Raw genomic sequence first — 18,167 nt, forward strand, 5'->3', positions numbered from 1 at the left:
CGTGGGCGCCATGCCGACGACGACACTGGACCGCCGTACGCTCAACCGTGCTCTGCTGGAGCGCCAACTCCTCCTGGAGCGGGCGGAGATGCCCGCGATCGACATGATCGAGCGGCTGCTCGGCATGCAGTCCCAGGCGTCCGGCGCCCCGTACATCGGCCTGTGGACCCGGCTGCGGGACTTCTCCTTCGACGAGCTGGCGCGGCTGATGAAGGACCGCGGCGCGGTGCGGCTGACGCTGATGCGCGGCACCGTGCACCTGGTGAGCGCGGCCGACGCGCTGCTGCTGCGGCCGGTGCTGCAGCCGATGCTCGACCGGGTGGTCGGGAGCGCGACGTGGGGCGGGGCGGCGCTGGCCGGCGTGGACCGCGCCGAGCTGGTGGCCGCCGGCCGCGAACTGCTCGCCGAGCGCCCGCGCAATCCCGGTGAACTGCGCGAGCTGCTCGCCCTCCGCTGGCCGGACACCGCACCGGACTCGCTGGAGAAGGCGCTGCGCACCTGGGCGCCGCTGGTGCAGCTGCCGCCGCGCGGGCTGTGGGGGGAGAGCGGGCAGCCCACCTACGCCACCGTCGAGGAGTACCTCGGCGCGCCGCTCGCCGACCCCGACCCCGGCCCCGTCGTCGAGCGCTACCTCGCGGCGTTCGGCCCCGCGACCGTCGCCGACCTCCAGAAGTGGTCGGGACTGACCGGGCTGCGCTCGGTCGTGGCGGGCTTGGACCTTCGTCCATACCGTGACGAGGAGGGCCGGGAGCTCCACGATCTGCCCGGCGCGGCGCTCCCCGACCGGGACGTCCCCGTCCCGGCCCGCTTCGTCGCCGACTTCGACAACCTGCTGCTGTCGCACGCCGACCGGACCCGGATCCTCGCCGACGAGCACCGGAAGCGGGTGATGACGGTCAACGGCATCGTCCGCGGCACGATCCTGGTCGACGGCTTCGTCGGCGGCACCTGGCGGTTCGATCGTACGAAGGCCGGCGCCGCGGTGAGCGTCACGCCCTTCGTACGGCTGACGGCCGGCGACCGCGACGCCCTCATGGCGGAGGGCGCGCGGCTGCTGGCCGTCAGCGACCCGGCGGCGGGGACCCACGAGGTCCGGATCGAACCCGCGGGCTGACGGTGCCGCCGCTCCGGCGGGTTCAGCTCGCCGGGACGGTGTCCACCTGGGTGACATGGGCCGCCCGGTAGGCGGCCACCTGGGTCTGCACCTGGGCCGGGCTCAGCACCTGGTCCTTGGCGAAGTACACGTAGTCGACCTTCTGGTCGTACGAGCGGGGCGTGCTGCCGGTCTGTCCCGCGAGGTCGATGAGCCAGTGGTTGAAGTCGATGAACATCGGCGTCTCCGGCAGGTACGGCTCGCCGTGCGTCCCGAACAGCTGCCCGTCGATGTAGTACTTGATGTTCGTGTTGTCGACGGTGACGATCAGGTCGTGCCAGCCGTCGTAGCTCTGCCGGCTCTCGGTGTGGGTGTTGACCGCGTTCCAGGGGTCGTTCTGGTAGGTCTCCCAGGACGTGGTGTACATGATGTCGCCGGTCTCGCCCCAGCCGCCGTTGGGCAGGTACTCGAAGTCCAGCTCCCCGTAGTCGGGGTCCATGTCGTGGGCGAGCGGCGTGAAGGCGAAGAACGTCTGGTTGACGTGGTCCCCGTCCGGGCCGGTGGCGGGGGTGTCGTTGAACTTCACGCGGGCGGCGTACGTCCCGTTGCGGAACTTGCGCGCGGTGGTCTGGATCTCGGTCTCCTTGGTGCCGGCGGCCGTTCCGTCGGTGGTGAGCCGGAGGTTCATGATGCTGTTGCCGTTCTCCGGCGCGAAGGTGACGTCCTGCGGCGACCAGGTGGCGCCCGGGACACCGGGCCCGCCCTGCCCGGACTTCACCGTCCAGCCGTGCTGCTGCACCAGCGGGTCGCTGCTGCTGGTGTAGTTGAAGTCGTCGAAGAGCGCGGGGCCGTTCTGGTTCGGCGGCGTGGTGGGGGGCGTCGTCGGCGGGTCGGTCGGCGGCTGTGTCGGGTCGTTCCCGGCCGGTGCGGTGCCCCACAGGACCGTCCCGCCGCGCTGCACGGTGACCTTCGACCAGTTGGCGTACGACGTCTGGGCGCCGTTGAACGAGTAGTCGTCGCTCTGCCGGAGCGTCGCCCAGGTGGACCGGTAGAACCGCAGCTGCATGTCGCTGGTGTCGGCGCCGGGTGTGAGCGAGCCGGCGCCCGCGGTGAAGCCGATCTCCAGATAGCGGTCGGCGGTGGCGGTGGGGTGCGCCAGGGTGCCGAACGTGCCGGTGATGTTGGCACAGCCGCGCACCGCCCAGGAACAGGCGAAGCGGTACGAGGAGTCGGCGGTGTCGGCCTTGAAGTAGTAGCGCGCCGTCACACCGCTGAGCGGCACGGTCGTGCTGCCGGTGTTGGTGACCTTCAGCCACGGTTCCGACTGGTCGGCGGTGGCCCCGGTCGCGCTGGTGCGGTACTGCGCGCTGAGCGAGTCCTGGGCGGCCGAGGCGGGCATGGCCGTCAGCGCGGCACAGGCCAGCCCCGCGGAGGTGCACAGGGCCATCGCCGTACGCACGCGGACGGGTATACGTGATCTTGCGGACACGGTGAATCCCTTTCCAGGTGGGGGTGTCGCAGGGGGAGGTGCTGGAAGGAACTACTGCTGGTGCGACTGCGGGTGGTGCGCTTGCGGGTGGTGCGCGGTGGAACATCTGTGGGGGACGCGCCCGGCGGTGCCGGGACGGCTGTCAGCGGTGGGTGCCGAGCGCCGCGAGCCGGGCCTCGTGGTGGCGCATGGCGGGGAGGAAGTCGGTGGTCCAGTCGCTGCGCGGGTTCCACGCGCTGTCGGCGAGCGCCGACAGCCGGGGGAAGGCGAGGTACTCGACCTGGGCGGGCGTGGCGGCGAACTCGGTCCACAACTGCCCCTGCGTGCCCAGCACCCGGGCCGCGGCCGCCGGCTCCCAGTCCGGCGGCGCGGGGTCGTTGCCGTGCACGGCCCGCAGATCGACGACGGCACCGGACTGCCCGAAGGGCTCGCCCGGCCGGTCGGTCTGCGGATAGTCGAGATAGGTGGAGCGGTACGGCGCCATCACGACGTCATGGCCCCGGCGGGCGGCGGCCAGCCCGTGGCCCGAGTCCCGCCACGGCATGACGGTGAACTCCGGCGGCAGGACCCCGCCGTCCTCCGCCCAGCACACCGGCTTGCGGCCCTCCCGCAGCAGGAAGTCGCCGATCCGCCCGAGGAACCAGCCGTGCAGTGCCTTCGGCCCCGCCAGCCGCTCGGCCACCGCCCGCTGCCGTGCCCGCGGGCTGTTCTCCCACTCGACGGTGGGGCACTCGTCGCCGCCGATGTGGATGTACGGGGACGGGAAGACGTCCAGGACCTCGCCGAGCACCGTGCGGCAGAACTCCAGCACCTCGTCGTGCACGCCCAGGACGTTCTCGCACACCCCCCACTCGGTCCACACGTCCAGCTGCCGGCCGGGGACGTTCCCCAGCTGTGGATAGGCGGCGAGCGCCGCCCGCGCATGGCCCGGCATCTCGATCTCGGGGACCACGGTCACACCGCGCTCGGCCGCGTAGCCGACGAGCGCCCGCAGCTGGGCGGCGGTGTAGACACCGCCGTGCGGGGTGTCGTCGTAACTGGCGCTGCCGGCCCGGCCGGTCATGCTGCGGGGCCGGTGGCCGCCGGTCTCCGTCAGCAGCGGGTACCCGGGCACCGGCATCCGCCAGCCCTGGTCGTCGGTGAGGTGCAGATGCAGCACGTTGAGCTTGTGGAAGGCGAGCAGGTCCACGAAGCGCCGCAGGAACGACACCGGCTGGAAGTGCCGGGCGACGTCGAGCATCGCCCCGCGCCAGTGGTACCGCGGCACATCGGTGGCCTGGACGCACGGCAGCCGCCACGGCACCCCGGTGACCGGCACCGCCGACAGCGCCTCGGGGGGCAGCAGTTGGCGGATCGTCTGAACGCCGTTCAGCAGCCCGGCCGGCTGCGCCGCCCGCAGCAGGATCGCGTCCGGGCCGACGGTCAGCCCGTAGCCCTCCGCGCCCAGCCCGCCGAGCTGCGGGTCCAGGGCGAGGATGACGTTGCCGTCGGGGGAGGAGCGGAGCGGGAGCCCGGTGGCGGGGCCCAGCAGGGTGCGCAGCAGCCGGGCGGCGCCCTCCGCGCCCTCGGTGACCCGGACGGTCGTGTCGGTGGTGAAGGTGAAGTGGCCCGGGATACGGACCAGATGACTGGGGTGGGGAATGATCACAGCTCGGCCTCCAGGCCCGGACGGAATCGGGTCAGCCCGCTCAGCACGCGTATCAGCCCTTGACCGCACCGGCGGTCATCCCGGAGGTGACCCGGTTCTGCAGGGCGAGGAAGACCACGAGGACGGGGAGCATGAAGAGCGAGGAGGCGGCCATGGTGGCGCCCCAGTCGGTGCCGAAGACATTGCTGAACGAGGAGAGCCACACCGGCAGCGTCCTGGCGTCCTGGTTCTTGATGATCAGCGTGTTGGCGAACGCGAACTCGTTCCAGGCCGTGATGAACCCGAACAGCGAGGTGGACAGCAGCCCGGGGGCCAGCAGCGGGAACGTCACCCGGCGGAACGCCTGCGGCCGGGTGCAGCCGTCCACCTGGGCCGCCTCCTCCAGCTCCACCGGTATCGCGGCGAGGAACCCGCGCAGCGTCACGATGGTGAACGGCAGCGTGGTCATGAAGTAGACCAGGGTGAGCATCGACAGCTTGTCGAGCATGTCGGTGTCCCGGGCGATGACGTACATCGGGATCAGCAGCGCCTCCCAGGGCGCCATCTGCGCGGTGAACACCATCAGGATGAACGCCCGCCTGCCGCGCCAGCGCATCCGGCCGACCGCGAAGGCGGCCAGCAGCGCGACGGCCAGCGAGAGCAGCACCGCGCCGAGGGTGACGGTGAGGCTGTTGCGCCAGAAGGTGCCGAAGCCGTCGGCGTGCACGGCGGTGGAGAAGTGGTCGAGGGTGAGGTGCCGGGGCCAGAACGACGGGGTGTCGGCCTGGATGTCCACGGTCGGCTTGAAGGCGGTCAGCACCATCCAGTAGACGGGGAAGACCGACACCGCCACCACGAACAGCGCGGCGAGGTTGAGCGGGACCTTGCGCAGCGACCGGGTCACAGCGCCTCTCCTTCCTGCCGGAACATCCGGCGCAGATTGAAGACGAGCGCCACGAGCAGGATCAGCACGGTGAGCGTGGAGACCGCCGAGCCGACGTCGTACTTGTGGAGCGACTGCGCGATCTGGAAGGCGTAGACGGGCAGGGTGGTGGTCGCCCCGTTCGGGCCGCCTTCGCTGATCACCCAGATCTGGGCGAAGCACTTGAAGCACCAGATCACTTCGAGCGAGGTGATCAGGGCGAACAGCTGCCGCAGCATGGGGAAGGTGACGTGCCGGAAGACCTGGAAGCCGCCGGCGCCGTCCAGCCGGGCCGACTCGTACAGCTCGACGGGGATCGTGGTGAGCCCGCCGTAGAGGGTCAGCGCGGCGAACGGCACCGACTGCCAGACGACCAGGGTGACCAGGATGAAGAAGGTCGAGTTCCCGTCGGCGAACCAGGAGTAGTCGCGGTAGGAGTCGAACCCGAGCTCCACCAGCACCCAGTTGACCACTCCGAAGCGGGACTGGAAGAGCCACTGGAAGATGGTGGTGGCGGCGATCACCGGCGTCGCCCAGGTCAGGACGAGGGCGCTCATCACGGCCAGCCGCATCCGCTTGCCGAGCCGCGCCAGCATGAGCGCGACCAGGGTGCCGATCACCATGATGAGAACGACGTCGATCGCGGTCCACCACAGGGTGCGGCGTACCACCGTCCAGAACTCGGGGTCGTTCAGCACCTCCGAGTAGTTGTCGAACCCGACGAAGGTGGCGCCGCCGCGGATCAGTTCGCCCAGCCGGAAGTGCTGGAAGGACATCACCGTGTTGCGGATCAGCGGGTAGAGCAGGAGGAAGGCCGTGCCCACCACGGTGGGAGCGATCAACAGATACGGCCAGACGGCGCCGAGCACGGGGCGCCGGCGGCGGCGGGGTGCCGGGGGCGGATCCACGGAGGTCTGTTGAGGGGGCCGCCGGCGGGCGGCGGGGGGTGCAGCGGGCACGGCACTTCTCCTGGTGTCCTGGTGGGGGCTGTCTCGTCAGGCGGGGGCGGCCGCACGGGCCCGCACGGACCGGTCCCCGTTCAGGAAGCGGTGTTCAGGGCTTTGGTGATGGCCTCGGACGCGGTACGGGCGGCCGCGGCCGGGTCCGCTCCGGTCAGGTACTGCGTCATGTACTGCTTGATCGGGTTGTTCGCCTCGACGGCCGCCCAGTTGGGGGAGTTGGGGGTGCCGTGGCCGTTGGCCGCGCCGACCGCCATCACCGCGCCGCCCTCGTTGCCCGCCAGCACACCGGCCAGCGACGTCCTGTTGGGGACGTAGCTCATCTCCTTGGCCATGTCCGTCTGCCACTTCTCGCCGGCCAGCGCCTTGACGACCTCGTAGGCGGCGTCCTGGTGCTGCGACGCCTCCGGGATGATGAGGTCGGAGCCGCCGGTGAAGACCGCGCCGGGCTTGTCGGCCGTCTTGCCGGGGATCGGGAAGAAACCGATCTTGTCCTTCATCGCCGGGTTGGCCTTGATGATCGCGGCCGCGCCACCGGGGACCGAGATGATCTGCGCGCTCTTGCCCTTCGCGAAGACCTCTGCCTGGAGCGGCTTCGCCTCGTCGGAGTCCTTCGGGCCCTTGCCCAGGGCCTGGAGCTTCTTGTAGAACGCCATCCCGGCCTGCGCCTGGGGCGTGTCGAGGGTGCCCTTCCACTGGTCGCCGTCCTTGACGGCGAACTCACCGCCCTCGTCCCAGACGAAGCCGGCCAGCGCGTACCAGGTCTGTCCGGTCAGATAGATGCCGTCGTTGCCACCGGTGTTGAGCTTGGTGGTGTCGGCGATCCACTCGTCGCGGGTCTTGGGCGGGGTGGTGATGCCGGCCTGGGTGAAGAGGTCCTTGTTGTAGACCACCACGCGGTTGGCGGCGTACCAGGGGATGCCGAACTGCTTGCCGTCGATCTTTCCGGGCTCGGCCAGGCCCGGTATCCAGTCCGCGCCCTTGAGGTCGGCGACCTTCCCGGTCAGATCCCTGACCCCGCCGCTGGCGGCGTACTGCGCGACCTGGGTGTTGCCGACCTCGATGACGTCCGGCGCGTCCTTGCTCGCCAGAGCACTGGTGATCTTCGCGCCGATACCGTCCCACTCCTGGATCTGGATCTTCAGGGTGGTTCCGGAGTGGGTCGTCTCGAAGTCCGTCCTGAACCGCTGGAGGAACGGATCGGAGACGCTGCCCTTCATGATCCACACGGTGAGCTCGGCGGGGCTCTTGCCGTCGCCTGCGGTGTTCGACGAGTCGGAGGAGGAACTGCAGGCGCTCAGGCCGGCTACGGCGATCGCGAGCGCCGCGGTGCCTGCAAGGAGTCTGGTTCTCACGGGGTCTGTCACCTCGAATAGGAGCGGCGGAACTTACCACTTCACAACTGGTCTGGTGCTGGTTGGAGAAGGTGGCATAGACCAGTGATGCCGTCAAGAGGTCGTGCAGGCAAAGGCCTGACCCCCTGATTCCCCCGGATCTTCGGTTCCGGTCGCAACCCGTCCGCCGACTCGGGACGGACCGGCCTGGCGTACTGGTCAGGATCTGGATAGCCTTCAGGGGCGGGACTGGACAGGACGCAGACGGCACACAGCCCGGACGCGCCGGGGCGGACCCCGGACGGCACGAAGGAGTCAGGTATGGGAAGCGAGTCGCCGCGGTCGGCGCTCAAGCGCGAACGGGTGCGTGACTACCTGTTGGAGCTCGTCGAATCCCATGTGCCCGGCGATCCGATCCCCTCCGAGCGGACCCTGTGCGAGCAGTTGTCGGTCTCCCGCCCGACGCTGCGCTCCGCGGTCGACGAACTGGTCAACACCGGACTGATCGTCCGCGAGCACGGGCGCGGGATGTTCGTCGCTCCCGCCAAGATCACCCAGGAACTGGTGGCGGACGAGCACTCGTTCTCGCTGCCGAAGGCCGACGGCACCTGGTCCAGCAAGGTCCTGGAGCTGACCACCGTCCAGGCCGGTGCCAGGGTGGGCCGCAAACTGCACATCTCACCCGCGGCCGAGATCACCTACATCGCCCGGCTCCGGCTCGTCGACGGCGAGCCGATGGCCATCGAATACCTGCACGTGCCCGCCCTGCTCGTGCCGGGTCTGCGGCCGTCGGACATGGAGTCCGGGGACTTCTACCGGTTCCTGCGCGACGAGCACCGGGTGCGGGTCCACGAGGCGGTCCAGTCCATCGAGCCGACCGTCACCAACGAGGTCGAGGCCCGGCTGCTGGGCGTGCCGCTGCTCTCCCCGGCCCTGCTCTTCGAACGCCTCACCAGGGACGAGACCGGCCGCCCGGTCGAGTACGTCCACTCGCTCTACCGCGGCGACCGCTACCGGATCGTCTCCCGGCTCGCCCTCGGCGAGGCCGGGGCTCCGGGCCCGGACGCGGCCGCCCGGCACCACCCCGGCATCCCGCCGGGCGATCTGGCGGGCCGCGGCGACGTCCCCTCCTCGATGGTGGGCGACGTACAGCCCGCGGTGTGAGCGGGGATAGTGGACGTGGCCGTCATCAGCACAGGGCGACGGCGACGGCCTCCGGGTCCCGCACCCGGCGGGCGGTGAGCAGCGGGTCGACGGTCACCGTGGTGGCGCCCAGCGGCGCCGACAGCGCCCGGACCGCCGGCTCGGAGAGCCGGATCCACTCCTGCCCGGCGCCCATGACCGACCGCAGCCGCCGCTCGCTGGTGAAGGCGACGGCGGTCCTCGATCCGAGCGGCGTACGGCACAGCCGCAGCGCGTAACCGGCGGGACCGCGCCGTACGGGTACGTACAGCGGGCCCGCCGGGACATCGTTCCCGGGCTCTTCTGCGCGGCTGCGCGGCATTGCGGTCCTCCGGGGGGAGCGGACGGGTTGTTCCGGTGTCGAGGTGGCGGTGCGGGGCGGCGGCATCGGTGCGGATGCCGCCCCGACGTTCCCGACGTTATCGCCACAACCGTCCCCACTCACCTCGATAACCGGTCGTCCATGCCCGGTTGGCACTGAACCGGGGGAATGGACACCGGGCCGCCACTCGCCGTCCGGCCACCGGTCAGCGGTGGTTCAGCCCGGCCGGTTCGGTGGGATCGGCTGAACCCGGCGGATAATCCGTTGCTCTGGCGGGCGGCGCCCCGCACAGTGGTGACACCACCAACGAGGCGAGAGGGGAGCGCACGATGAACGTCCAGGCCGGTCTGTCGCAGGCGTATCAGCGCTCTTCCAGTACCCGTTCCCAGCAGGGGAGCCCCGGGCAGGCCACGTAGCCACCGGTGACGGATGTCGCCGAGCCGCCCGCGGGAATCCCCGCCAGGGCGGCTTTCTTTGTCCCGGGCGAACTGGGAATCGGTGATCCCAAGGGCCTGTAAAGCCCCCGCTTCGGCTGTGGAGGTTCAAATCCTCCTTCGCCCACCCGGAACGACGCACGCGGAACAGCGCACGCCACTGCGGCGCGCCACGGCTACGAGGCCGTGGCGCGCCGTCAGCGTTTGATGGTGTGGCCGCCGATGCCCATCAGGCGGCCGGGGCCCCGGACGCCGTCCTCGTACCACCAGAAGCTCAGGCCGATGGCGGCGACGATGAAGCCGCCGACCGAGCCGAGGGTGAGGAGCCCGCTGACGCCTTCGCCGGGCTCGCCGGGCTGCTCGCCGCCGAGGTGGTGGATGGCCAGGACCGAGACGAGCATCGAGGCGATGCCCGCCAGGGTGGTGAGCAGCCACGCCCAGCGCCGGGCTCTGGTCGCCGGGATGCTGAAGACCGTGTAGGTGAGCGACGTACGGCAGGTCTCGCAGGCGAGGGTGCACGACTGGCAGCCCTTCGGGGGCCGTTCGACGGGGATCTCGAAGGTCGCCGGCCGGTGCTGTGTGTAGTTGCTGTTACGTTCGGACGAGAGCAGGTGTGTGTACCGGGACTGGGGATATTGTCCTAATTGGCGCTTGCCCACCGCGGCTCCTTGACGTCTGGTGCTGCGGGCCACAGTAAGCGCCAACATGCCTGTGGCATAGGGAAGTTGACGATTGAAGTACGCGGCGGGCGAGGTATGGGCGGACACGCGAGGTATCGGCCGGAGAGCCGCTATGCCCGGCCCTCGGAAGCCTCCGCGAGGAGCCCGGCGGCACGGTCCTGAGCGTCCCGCCCGGACCGGGGATACGCGCGGAGCGCGAGCAGCAGCGGAGGCGCGGCCGCCAGCAGGAAGCACAGCGGCAGCGGCAGCCGGTCGACGAGCAGCCCGGCGGTGCCGGAGCCCAGCGAGGAGCCCGCGTTGACCCCCGTGTTGACCCAGGCGGTGGCGCGGGTGGCGGTCCCCGGCGGGGCGAGTTCGTCAGCCGCGAGGTACGCGGTCGCCATGGTGGGGGAGACGACGGTGCCGGCGGCGGCGATGCCGAGGGCGAAGAGGACGACGGTCGGGGCGGCGCCGGTGAGGGCGAAGAGCAGGGCGAGGGCGGCGAGCAGATACGGCAGCCGGCCGGCCGCCGGGCGCCGCCAGGCGATCCGGCCGTAGAGGAGCCCGCCGATCGCGCTGCCCGCCGCGTGCGCCGCGAGGATCCAGCCGGCGGCGGAGGCACGGTCGTGGTGGTCGGTGAAGGCGACGACGTACAGCTCCATGGCGCCCAGGCAGCAGCCGAGCCCGGCCGCCGCGAACGCCGCCTTGCGGACCCCCGCCGACCGCAGCCGCGCGGCCGGGACCGAGGGCTCGCGCGCGGTGAGCAGCTTCGCGGCCGGGGACGCCGTCAGGGCGAGAGTACCGATGAGGACCAGGGTGGCGGACAGGGCGAGGCCGAGCGCGGGGCGGACGGCGACGGCGATCAGCGGTCCGGTCATGAACAGGCCCTCCTCCGCCACCGTGTCCAGGCTGAACGCCCGCTGCAGCAGGCGCTTGTCGGGAACGAGGGCGCTCCACAGCGCCCGCATGGTCGGGCCGAGCGGCGGGGTGAGGGTGCCCGCGGCCGCCGACAGGAGGGTGAGCAGCCAGAGCGGGGCACCCGGCCGCCAGGTGGCCAGACAGAGCGCGGTCAGCGCCACCGCGTACGGGGTGGCGAGGGCGGGCAGGGCGCGCCGTGCGCCCCAGCGGTCGATGAGCCCGGCACGGGCCGGGCCGAGGACGACGCTGGTCGCGGCGAAGACCGTGGTGATCATGCCGGCGGCGGCGTACGAGCCGGTCGCCGCGGCGAGCGAGAGCAGCAGGGAGAGGGAGACGATCCCGTAGGAGAGCCGGCCCAACAGGGCGGCGGCGAAGGTGCGGCGGGCATGGGGGACCCGCAGGACGGCGGCGTAGGACGCCGCCGGGCGTGGCGAAGACATGGTTGTTGTTCCTCAGGCAGAGGCGGGCAGGCCGGCGCGAAGGGCGGGCTGCGGCCTAGGCACGAGAGGTGAGGAACATGCGCGCGAGCGTAGCGCACGGCGGGCGCCGCGACCATGGCGCCCACCGCGCGGGAAGGCAGTGGCGGGCGCCATGGTCCGGTCCGGCGGAGCGTCCCGGGACCGTTATGGCAGGGTGAGTTCCAGCCGGTCCACGTTCGGTCCGCCGTTCGCGGTGGTCGCGGTCGCGCGGACGGTGTTCGCGCCGGCCTTGAGGGTGACCGTCAGGGACGCGCTCTGCCAGGTGTTCCAGTCGCCCGTCCCGGCGAACGGATGCCCGGTGGAGACCGCCGTGCCGTTGACGGCGAGGTCCATCGGCCGGCCGGTCGTGGTCCCGTTCGCGTAGCGGAGCGTGAGCGTGGCGGGCCCCGCCTGCGCGGCGGTCACCGACCACTGGACGTAACTTCCGCTCACGTTGTCGTAGTTGACGAAACCGCTGCCGGTGTAGCCGGTGTGGTCGGACTCCACCGCGCCCTGCGCGACGGTGGCGTCCTCGGCCTGGTACCAGCCGTCCGGCTGCGCTCCGGCACGGGAGACCCGGTAGACGACGGTGGCGTGCGACGGCACGGCCGCGCTGATCGCGCCGGTCGTGGAGCGGGTGGCCTTGGACCAGAGGTCCTTGAGCGTGTACGAGGGCGAGCCGCCGAGGCCGATCGCCGAGGCGGTGGTGGAGACCGTCGCCGTCGCGCCGGTCTCGTTGAGCAGCGCCACCGCCCGGTCGCCGTCGGCGAGTTGCTTGCTGTAGACGGCGAGGCCGCTGGTGGCCGAGACGATGGTGGCCTGCTTGCCCAACGGGTCCTGGTCCAGGGCGATGACGTCGGTGTTCTTCAGGATCGCCTGGGTGGCGGCGGACGCCGAGCGGACATCGCTGCCGATCAACAGCGGCGCCGACATCATGGCCCACAGGCTGAAGTGGGTGCGGTACTCGGTGGCGGTCATGCCGCCGTTGCCGACCTCGAGCATGTCGGGGTCGTTCCAGTGGCCCGGCCCCGCGTACGCGGCGAGATCGTCATTGGTGTGCACCCTGCTGATCATGCTCGACCAGTTGTCGCTGATGTCACCGGTGGTGCGCCAGAGGTTGCCGACGTCGGCGCCCCAGGTCCACACCTTGGGGTCGGTGCGGCCCCACTCGCAGATACTGTAGACGATCGGGCGGCCGGACTTCTTGAGCGCGTCGCGCATCTCCTTGTAGCGCTGCTGCGCGTCGACGCCCTGGTTGTTGCAGTTGTCGTACTTGAGGTAGTCCACGCCCCAGGACGCGAACAGGTCGGCGTCCTGCTGCTCGTGGCCGAGCCCGCCGGGGAAGCCGCCGGTGCCGTTGCAGGTCTTGGTGCCCGCGCTGGTGTAGAGGCCGAACTTGAGGCCCTTGGCGTGCACGTAGTCGGCGACGGACTTGATGCCGTGCGGGAAGCGGGTGTGCTCCGGCACCAGGTTGCCGCTCGCGTCGCGGGTCTTCTCGGCCCAGCAGTCGTCGATGTTGACGTACTGGTAGCCCACGTCCTTGAGGCCGAGCGACACGAAGCTGTCGGCGACGCCCTTGACCATCGCCTCGTTGAAGGTGGCGCTGCACTGCGTGGTGTTCCAGTTGTTGAAGCCCATCGGTGGGGTGCGGGCCAGGCCGTTCTCCAGGGCGTGGGCGGGGGCAGCGGGGGCCAGGGCTACGAAGGTTCCGGCGGCGGCGATGGTCGCGGTGGCCAGTACGGAGCAGAGCAGGCGGTGCGGTCTCACGGCATCCTCCTCGGGTCGGCACCGGAAAGGTAGGAGCCCGCCGAGTAATCGTCAAGAACCTTTACAGATAGCAGATCGGATGAATACGCTCCGATTGATGGCGCTGCTGCCTGCTGTGGCAGTTCTGCTGTCACACGCGCACCAACTGATCGGATCTATCCACGCGAGGACATCACGACAGGAAGGACGGTGCACAGCCATGGCCGACACGACGGAACAGACCCCGGCTCAGGGGGAGCGACCGGAGAGCCCGGCGGTCTGGAGTACGCCCGAGTACACGGTCGTCGAGACCGCGCTCGAAGTGACCGCCTACTCGCTCGCCACTCGCTGAGCCCGCCGCCGTGCTGCTGCGGGTACTCGGTACCGCGGCGGGCGGCGGCGTCCCCCAGTGGAACTGCGCGTGCCCCGGGTGCTCCGGGGCACGCCGCCACCCGGGGTGGCGCCGCCGCCACGCGTCGCTCGCGGTCCGCGCGGCCACCGGCCGCTGGTACATCGTCAACGCGACCCCTGACATCGGCGATCAGATCGAGGACTGCCCGGAGCTGCGCCCCGGACCCGGCGCGCGGCAGTCGCCGGTGGCCGGACTCGTCCTCACCGACGCCGAACTCGACCACACCCTCGGCCTCGCCCGGCTCCGTGAGGCCGGCGGACTGCAGGTGGTGTCGACCGCGCCCGTACGACACGCCCTTCTGACGAAGCTGCGCCTGGGTGATGTCCTTACGCCGTACACCGTTCTGGAATGGCGGGAGTTGGGGACCGTAGCGGAGCCGCTGGCCGCCGGCTCGGACGTGGAGATCGACGCCATCCCGGTGTCCGGAAAGCGGCCGCGCTACGCCGCCGACAGCGCTCCCGACGCCTCCTGGGTCGTCGCGCTCCGGCTGCGCGACCGCACCACCGGCGCCTCCGCCGTCTACGCCCCCGCCCTGGCCGACTGGCCCGACCCCCTCCAGCGAGCCGCCGAAGGAGCCGACTGCGTCATCGTCGACGGCACCTTCTGGGACGACGAGGAGCCCCGCCGCACCGGCATTTCGGAGCGCACCGCCACCGGCATGGGACATCTGCCGATCGACGGACCGCACGGCACCGCGGAACGCCTCACCGGCCTGCCGGGGCGCCGCCTGTACACCCACCTCAACAACACCAACCCCCTCGTGGACCCGGCCGCGCCGCAGCACGAGCTGCTGGCCGGGCTGGGCATCGAGGTGGCCTCCGACGGGATGGTGATCGAGCTATGACGGCAGCGCCCACGACAGCAGCGGGGCCGCCCGCAACGCCCACGGACTCCGCCATCGGCATCGGGCCCTGGAGCCCCGCCGTGTTCGAGGCACGGCTGCGCGCGGTGGGGGAGGAGCGGTACCACGACCGCCACCCCTTCAATCTGCGGATGCACGAAGGGACGCTCAGCCAGGACGAGTTGCGCCGCTGGATCGCCAACCGCTTCCACTACCAGCGGCACATCCCCGTCAAGGACGCCCTGATCACCGCGAAGTTCGACACCCCCGCACTGCGGCGGATGTGGCTGCGCCGCATCCAGGACCACGACGGCTCGCGGGACGGCGAGGGCGGCATCGAACGCTGGCTCCGCCTCGGCGAGGCAGCGGGGCTCGACCGTGCGGAACTGCTCTCCGGCGCCACCGTGCTGCCCGGGGTACGTCTCGCGGTCGACGGTTACGTCAACTTCTGCCGGCTGCGCCCCGCGCTCGAGGCCGTCGCGGCCTCACTCACCGAACTGTCCGCCCCCGACCTGATGTGCACCCGCATCGACGCCTTCGAACGGCACTACCGCTGGATCGAACCGGACGGGCTGCACTACTTCCGTACCCGCGTCACGCAGGGCCGCCGGGACAGCGGGGAGGCGCTCGATCTGGTCATGCGCTGGGCCCGTACCCGGGACGACCAGGAGCGCGCGGTGGCCGCGCTCCGCTTCAAGTGCGATGTGCTGTGGGCGCTGCTCGACGCCGTGGACCACGCGTGACGACCGCGATGAGCGACGACTGGCGGCCCGCGCTCGCCCCCGCCATCCTGCTGCGCCGCGACCGGGTCCGTTCGACGGACCTGCTGGTGCTGCCCGAGCGGGTCGTCGTGCTGAGCGGCCGGGCGGGCGCCATCGTCCGGCTCTGCGACGGCGGCCACAGCGTTCCGGAGATCGTCGGCGAACTCTCCGGACGCTTCCCCGGCGCACCCGTGGCCACGGACGTACCCGTCTTCCTCGACCGGCTGCGGGCGGAGGGCTGGCTGCGATGACCACCCCCGCCACCCCCACCGGATCCACCGCCTCCGCCGCCCCCGCCGGATCCGAGACGTCTGGATCCGCGACGTCAGAACCCGCGGTGCCGCGCCCCTGGGCGCTGCTCGCCGAACTCACCCACGCCTGTCCGCTGCACTGCCCGTACTGCTCCAACCCCCTGGAGCTGAAGGCCCGTTCGCAGGAGCTGGCGACCGGGGACTGGCAGGACCTGATGCGCCAGGCCGGGGAGTTCGGCGTCGTGCACACCCATCTGTCGGGCGGCGAGCCACTGTTGCGGCCGGATCTGGAGGAGATCGTCACCGCCGCCGAATCCGCCGGGATCTACACCCAGTTGGTCACCAGCGGCACCGGGCTCGACGAGGCCCGGCTCGGCGCGCTCACCGCGGCCGGGCTGCGCAGCGTCCAGCTGTCCGTGCAGCACGCGGACCCGGCGGCCTCGGACCGGATCGCCGGCAGCCGCTCCTTCGCGGCGAAGGAACGGGCGGCCGCGCTGGTGCGCGCCGCCGGACTGCCGCTCGGCCTGAACGTCGTCCTGCACCGCGACAACCTGGACGCCCTGGACGCCCTCGTCGAACTGGGCCTGGCCTGGGGCGCCGACCGGATCGAACTGGCCAACGCCCAGTTCTACGGGTGGGGCCTGCTGAATCGTGCCGCGCTGCTGCCCTCCCACGAACAGCTGGCCGTGGCACGGGACGCGGTCGACCGGTGGCGTACCCGGCTCGGCGGCCACCCCGACCTGGTGTGGGTGGTGCCCGACTACTTCGACGGCGTCGCCAAACCGTGCATGGGCGGCTGGGGCGCGGTCTCGCTGACGGTCTCTCCGGACGGCACCGTCCTGCCGTGCCCGGCCGCCGCCACGCTGCCCGGTCTGGACGCGCCGAACATCCGGGACCACACCCTGGAGTGGATCTGGGACCGGTCCCCGGCCTTCAACCGCTATCGGGGCACCGCTTGGATGAGCGACACCTGCCGGTCCTGCTCCCGCCGGGACGAGGACTTCGGCGGGTGCCGGTGCCAGGCCTTCGCCCTGACGGGCGACGCCGCCCGCACCGACCCGGCCTGTGGTCTCTCCCCGGACCACGGCCTGGTCCGCGCGTTCGCCCGGGAGGGCGGCGCCGACGGCCCGGCTCCGTACGTCTACCGGTATCCCGGGCGGACGGCGACCGGGTGGCCCGATCGCCGGGGGGTCAGTCGGTCCGGCCGGTGACCGCGACCGTGACGCCCAGGCCGATCATCGCCAGACCGCCCGTGCCGCCGATCGCCGCCAGGCGGCGCGGGGAGCGGGCGAACCAGGTGCGGGCGGCGGAGGCGGTGAGGGCCCAGAGGCTGTCGAAGACCAGCGCGGTCAGGCTGAAGACCATGCCCAGGATCAGCAGCTGCAGATGGACCCGGCCCGCGGACCGGTCCACGAACTGCGGGAGCACGGCAGCGAAGAAGACCATCGTCTTGGGGTTCGTCACACCGACCACGAACCCCTCCCAGAGGGTCCGCAGCCCGCCGTGGGCGGCGGTGCCGGGGACGTTCTGCTCCATCGTCAGGTCGCCGCGGTGCCGCAGCGCCTTCACCCCGAGGAACACCAGATACGCGGCGCCGCCCAGCTTCAGCGCCAGGAACACCGCGGCGGAGCCCGCCACCAGCGAGCCGAGCCCGAGCGACACCGCCATGACCAGGACATAGGAGCCCACCGTGTTGCCCAGCACGCTCTCCAGGGCGGTGCGGCGGCCGTGGGCGAGGGCCCGGCCGAGCACGAACAGCACGCTGGGGCCCGGTATCAGGACCAGCAGCAGGGACATCGCGGCGAACGCCAGCAGGCGGTCGGTCGAGACCATCACCATCACCTCCGTGGCCGTCAGGGCAGCAGCCCTGCCCGGCGCGCGGACACTACCGCCTCCAGCCGGGTGTGAGCACCCAGTTTTCGCATCGCGGAACGCAGATAGCTCTTGACGGTCTCCGGCCGCAGCCCCAGCCGCCGCGCGGCGGCCGCGTTCGTCGCACCCGAGGCCACCGCGGCCAGCACATCGATCTCGCGCGGCGCCAGCGGCGGGACCGGCACCGCCGGCTGCGGCACTGGATCGAGGACCGCGCCGTCCCGCCCCGCCGCCCCCGACGCGGCCGCGATCCGCCCGCAGGCGGTCAGCAGCGCCTGCCGCAGCCGGGGATCGGTGATCCGTGGGGCGAGGGCGCGCAGCTCGCCGTGCGCCTCGCGGACCTCCTCCCAGGCCCGGGGGTCGACGGAGACCGGCTGGTGGAAGACGGCCAGCAGCCGGTGGGCCTCGTCGCGGACCGCGAGGGACTGCTCCAGCTCCCGCGCCGCGTCCACGGCTGCCGTCAGCGGCCGGTCGCCGAGCGTCATGGGCTGGCGCAGCGCGCCGTACAGCACCCCGCGGACCCTGCTGCGGACGACCACCGGCACCGCCAGGACCGACCGCAGACCCTCGGCGGCGACGGCCTGGTCGTACTCATGGCTGATGACCCGCGACGCGTGGTAGTCGGTGACGGCGAACGGCCGGGCCATGGCGATGGTCTTGCCGCCCAGGCCGTTGCCCGGGGTGATCGCCAGGGTGCGCAGGGCGGAGGTCTCCGTGCCGGAAAGCTCCGAGATCCGCAGCTGCCGGCCGCCCGACAGCAGCCCGCCGAAGGCGACCGGCAGTCCGCCGGACCGCCGCATGCGCAGCAGGGCCGCCCGTACGTCGACGGCTTCGCCGGATTCGGTCACGGTCACTCCTTCAGCCCGACACCCCCGTCCGGGGGTGGT

General features: G+C 71.7%; 18 protein-coding genes and 1 tRNA gene. 8 read left to right on the forward strand and 11 right to left on the reverse strand.

Going from position 1 to position 18,167, the window contains the following annotated elements; translation table 11 throughout:
• Nucleotides 1-10: 10 nt before the first annotated feature.
• On the forward strand, nt 11-1,114 hold the full coding sequence (locus LNW72_RS30430) for a winged helix DNA-binding domain-containing protein (RefSeq protein WP_250978282.1): 1,104 nt from the start codon (nt 11-13) through the stop codon (nt 1,112-1,114).
• Between the two features lie 22 nt (nt 1,115-1,136).
• On the opposite strand, the gene LNW72_RS30435 is transcribed toward LNW72_RS30430, so the two are convergent.
• From LNW72_RS30435 to LNW72_RS30455, 5 genes are all read right to left on the reverse strand, one after another.
• Nucleotides 1,137-2,540 carry a cellulose binding domain-containing protein gene (locus LNW72_RS30435; RefSeq protein ID WP_250980376.1) on the reverse strand — a complete coding sequence of 468 codons (1,404 nt, stop codon included), beginning with the start codon at nt 2,538-2,540 and terminating at the stop codon, nt 1,137-1,139.
• Between the two features lie 184 nt (nt 2,541-2,724).
• Nucleotides 2,725-4,230 (reverse strand): beta-N-acetylhexosaminidase, encoded by a 1,506-nt coding sequence (locus tag LNW72_RS30440; protein WP_374117356.1) that lies wholly within the window; start codon nt 4,228-4,230, stop codon nt 2,725-2,727.
• 52 nt (nt 4,231-4,282) lie between these two features.
• Nucleotides 4,283-5,113, reverse strand: coding sequence for a carbohydrate ABC transporter permease (locus LNW72_RS30445; protein ID WP_250978283.1), 831 nt, complete (start codon nt 5,111-5,113; stop codon nt 4,283-4,285).
• Nucleotides 5,110-6,090 carry a carbohydrate ABC transporter permease gene (locus tag LNW72_RS30450; RefSeq protein WP_374117357.1) on the reverse strand — a complete coding sequence of 327 codons (981 nt, stop codon included), beginning with the start codon at nt 6,088-6,090 and terminating at the stop codon, nt 5,110-5,112. Before LNW72_RS30450 ends, LNW72_RS30445 begins: the two co-directional genes overlap by 4 nt.
• A gap of 80 nt (nt 6,091-6,170) precedes the next feature.
• Complete coding sequence (locus tag LNW72_RS30455) at nt 6,171-7,445, reverse strand: extracellular solute-binding protein (RefSeq protein WP_250978284.1); 1,275 nt, start codon at nt 7,443-7,445, stop codon at nt 6,171-6,173.
• Nucleotides 7,446-7,745: 300 nt separating this feature from the next.
• On the opposite strand from LNW72_RS30455, the gene LNW72_RS30460 reads away from it, so the two are divergent.
• Nucleotides 7,746-8,588 carry a GntR family transcriptional regulator gene (locus LNW72_RS30460; RefSeq protein ID WP_250978285.1) on the forward strand — a complete coding sequence of 281 codons (843 nt, stop codon included), beginning with the start codon at nt 7,746-7,748 and terminating at the stop codon, nt 8,586-8,588.
• Between the two features lie 25 nt (nt 8,589-8,613).
• Here the strand turns inward: LNW72_RS30460 and LNW72_RS30465 are convergent, their stop codons facing one another.
• On the reverse strand, nt 8,614-8,928 hold the full coding sequence (locus tag LNW72_RS30465; RefSeq protein ID WP_250978286.1) for an SAV_915 family protein: 315 nt from the start codon (nt 8,926-8,928) through the stop codon (nt 8,614-8,616).
• 481 nt (nt 8,929-9,409) lie between these two features.
• Here LNW72_RS30465 and LNW72_RS30470 point away from each other — a divergent pair.
• Nucleotides 9,410-9,489, forward strand: a tRNA-Tyr gene (locus tag LNW72_RS30470).
• 70 nt (nt 9,490-9,559) lie between these two features.
• On the opposite strand, the gene LNW72_RS30475 is transcribed toward LNW72_RS30470, so the two are convergent.
• The 3 genes from LNW72_RS30475 to LNW72_RS30485 all read right to left on the reverse strand — a co-directional run bounded on the left by LNW72_RS30475 (nt 9,560) and on the right by LNW72_RS30485 (nt 13,164).
• On the reverse strand, nt 9,560-10,069 hold the full coding sequence (locus LNW72_RS30475) for a hypothetical protein (RefSeq protein WP_250978287.1): 510 nt from the start codon (nt 10,067-10,069) through the stop codon (nt 9,560-9,562).
• Between the two features lie 83 nt (nt 10,070-10,152).
• Nucleotides 10,153-11,379 carry an MFS transporter gene (locus LNW72_RS30480; RefSeq protein ID WP_250978288.1) on the reverse strand — a complete coding sequence of 409 codons (1,227 nt, stop codon included), beginning with the start codon at nt 11,377-11,379 and terminating at the stop codon, nt 10,153-10,155.
• Nucleotides 11,380-11,562: 183 nt separating this feature from the next.
• Entirely contained in the window at nt 11,563-13,164 is a 1,602-nt protein-coding gene (locus LNW72_RS30485; protein WP_374117358.1) for a carbohydrate-binding protein, read from the reverse strand.
• Nucleotides 13,165-13,363: 199 nt separating this feature from the next.
• Between LNW72_RS30485 and pqqA the strand changes: the two genes are divergently transcribed.
• Genes pqqA through pqqE form a run of 5 tightly spaced genes read left to right on the forward strand, consistent with a single transcriptional unit; the run spans nt 13,364 to nt 16,619 of the window.
• Complete coding sequence (gene pqqA, locus LNW72_RS30490) at nt 13,364-13,495, forward strand: pyrroloquinoline quinone precursor peptide PqqA (RefSeq protein WP_138357438.1); 132 nt, start codon at nt 13,364-13,366, stop codon at nt 13,493-13,495.
• Nucleotides 13,496-13,505: 10 nt separating this feature from the next.
• Nucleotides 13,506-14,399, forward strand: a complete 894-nt coding sequence (gene pqqB, locus LNW72_RS30495) for a pyrroloquinoline quinone biosynthesis protein PqqB (RefSeq protein ID WP_250978289.1) — start codon at nt 13,506-13,508, stop codon at nt 14,397-14,399.
• Nucleotides 14,396-15,139 carry a pyrroloquinoline-quinone synthase PqqC gene (pqqC, locus tag LNW72_RS30500; RefSeq protein WP_250978290.1) on the forward strand — a complete coding sequence of 248 codons (744 nt, stop codon included), beginning with the start codon at nt 14,396-14,398 and terminating at the stop codon, nt 15,137-15,139. The genes pqqB and pqqC overlap by 4 nt, the downstream gene beginning before the upstream one ends.
• Complete coding sequence (pqqD, locus tag LNW72_RS30505) at nt 15,136-15,408, forward strand: pyrroloquinoline quinone biosynthesis peptide chaperone PqqD (RefSeq protein WP_374117359.1); 273 nt, start codon at nt 15,136-15,138, stop codon at nt 15,406-15,408. The genes pqqC and pqqD overlap by 4 nt, the downstream gene beginning before the upstream one ends.
• Entirely contained in the window at nt 15,405-16,619 is a 1,215-nt protein-coding gene (pqqE, locus tag LNW72_RS30510; protein WP_250978291.1) for a pyrroloquinoline quinone biosynthesis protein PqqE, read from the forward strand. Before pqqD ends, pqqE begins: the two co-directional genes overlap by 4 nt.
• On the opposite strand, the gene LNW72_RS30515 is transcribed toward pqqE, so the two are convergent.
• Entirely contained in the window at nt 16,600-17,241 is a 642-nt protein-coding gene (locus tag LNW72_RS30515) for a LysE family translocator (protein WP_250978292.1), read from the reverse strand. The two genes, pqqE and LNW72_RS30515, sit on opposite strands and share 20 nt — an antisense overlap.
• 20 nt (nt 17,242-17,261) lie before the next feature.
• On the reverse strand, nt 17,262-18,128 hold the full coding sequence (locus LNW72_RS30520) for a LuxR C-terminal-related transcriptional regulator (RefSeq protein WP_250978293.1): 867 nt from the start codon (nt 18,126-18,128) through the stop codon (nt 17,262-17,264).
• Nucleotides 18,129-18,167: the final 39 nt, after the last annotated feature.

This window comes from Streptomyces sp. RKAG293 (genome assembly GCF_023701745.1).
Classification (GTDB): domain Bacteria; phylum Actinomycetota; class Actinomycetes; order Streptomycetales; family Streptomycetaceae; genus Actinacidiphila.

Bases quoted from the DNA above. Each gene is read 5' to 3' on its own strand.
- LNW72_RS30465 (WP_250978286.1), bottom strand. From the start codon at position 8,928: ATGCCGCGCAGCCGCGCAGAAGAGCCCGGGAACGATGTCCCGGCGGGC.
- LNW72_RS30460 (WP_250978285.1), top strand. From the start codon at position 7,746: ATGGGAAGCGAGTCGCCGCGGTCGGCGCTCAAGCGCGAACGGGTGCGT.
- pqqE (WP_250978291.1), top strand. From the start codon at position 15,405: ATGACCACCCCCGCCACCCCCACCGGATCCACCGCCTCCGCCGCCCCC.
- pqqC (WP_250978290.1), top strand. From the start codon at position 14,396: ATGACGGCAGCGCCCACGACAGCAGCGGGGCCGCCCGCAACGCCCACG.
- LNW72_RS30475 (WP_250978287.1), bottom strand. From the start codon at position 10,069: ATGTTGGCGCTTACTGTGGCCCGCAGCACCAGACGTCAAGGAGCCGCG.
- LNW72_RS30480 (WP_250978288.1), bottom strand. From the start codon at position 11,379: ATGTCTTCGCCACGCCCGGCGGCGTCCTACGCCGCCGTCCTGCGGGTC.
- pqqA (WP_138357438.1), top strand. From the start codon at position 13,364: ATGGCCGACACGACGGAACAGACCCCGGCTCAGGGGGAGCGACCGGAG.
- LNW72_RS30515 (WP_250978292.1), bottom strand. From the start codon at position 17,241: ATGGTCTCGACCGACCGCCTGCTGGCGTTCGCCGCGATGTCCCTGCTG.
- LNW72_RS30435 (WP_250980376.1), bottom strand. From the start codon at position 2,540: ATGGCCCTGTGCACCTCCGCGGGGCTGGCCTGTGCCGCGCTGACGGCC.
- LNW72_RS30430 (WP_250978282.1), top strand. From the start codon at position 11: ATGCCGACGACGACACTGGACCGCCGTACGCTCAACCGTGCTCTGCTG.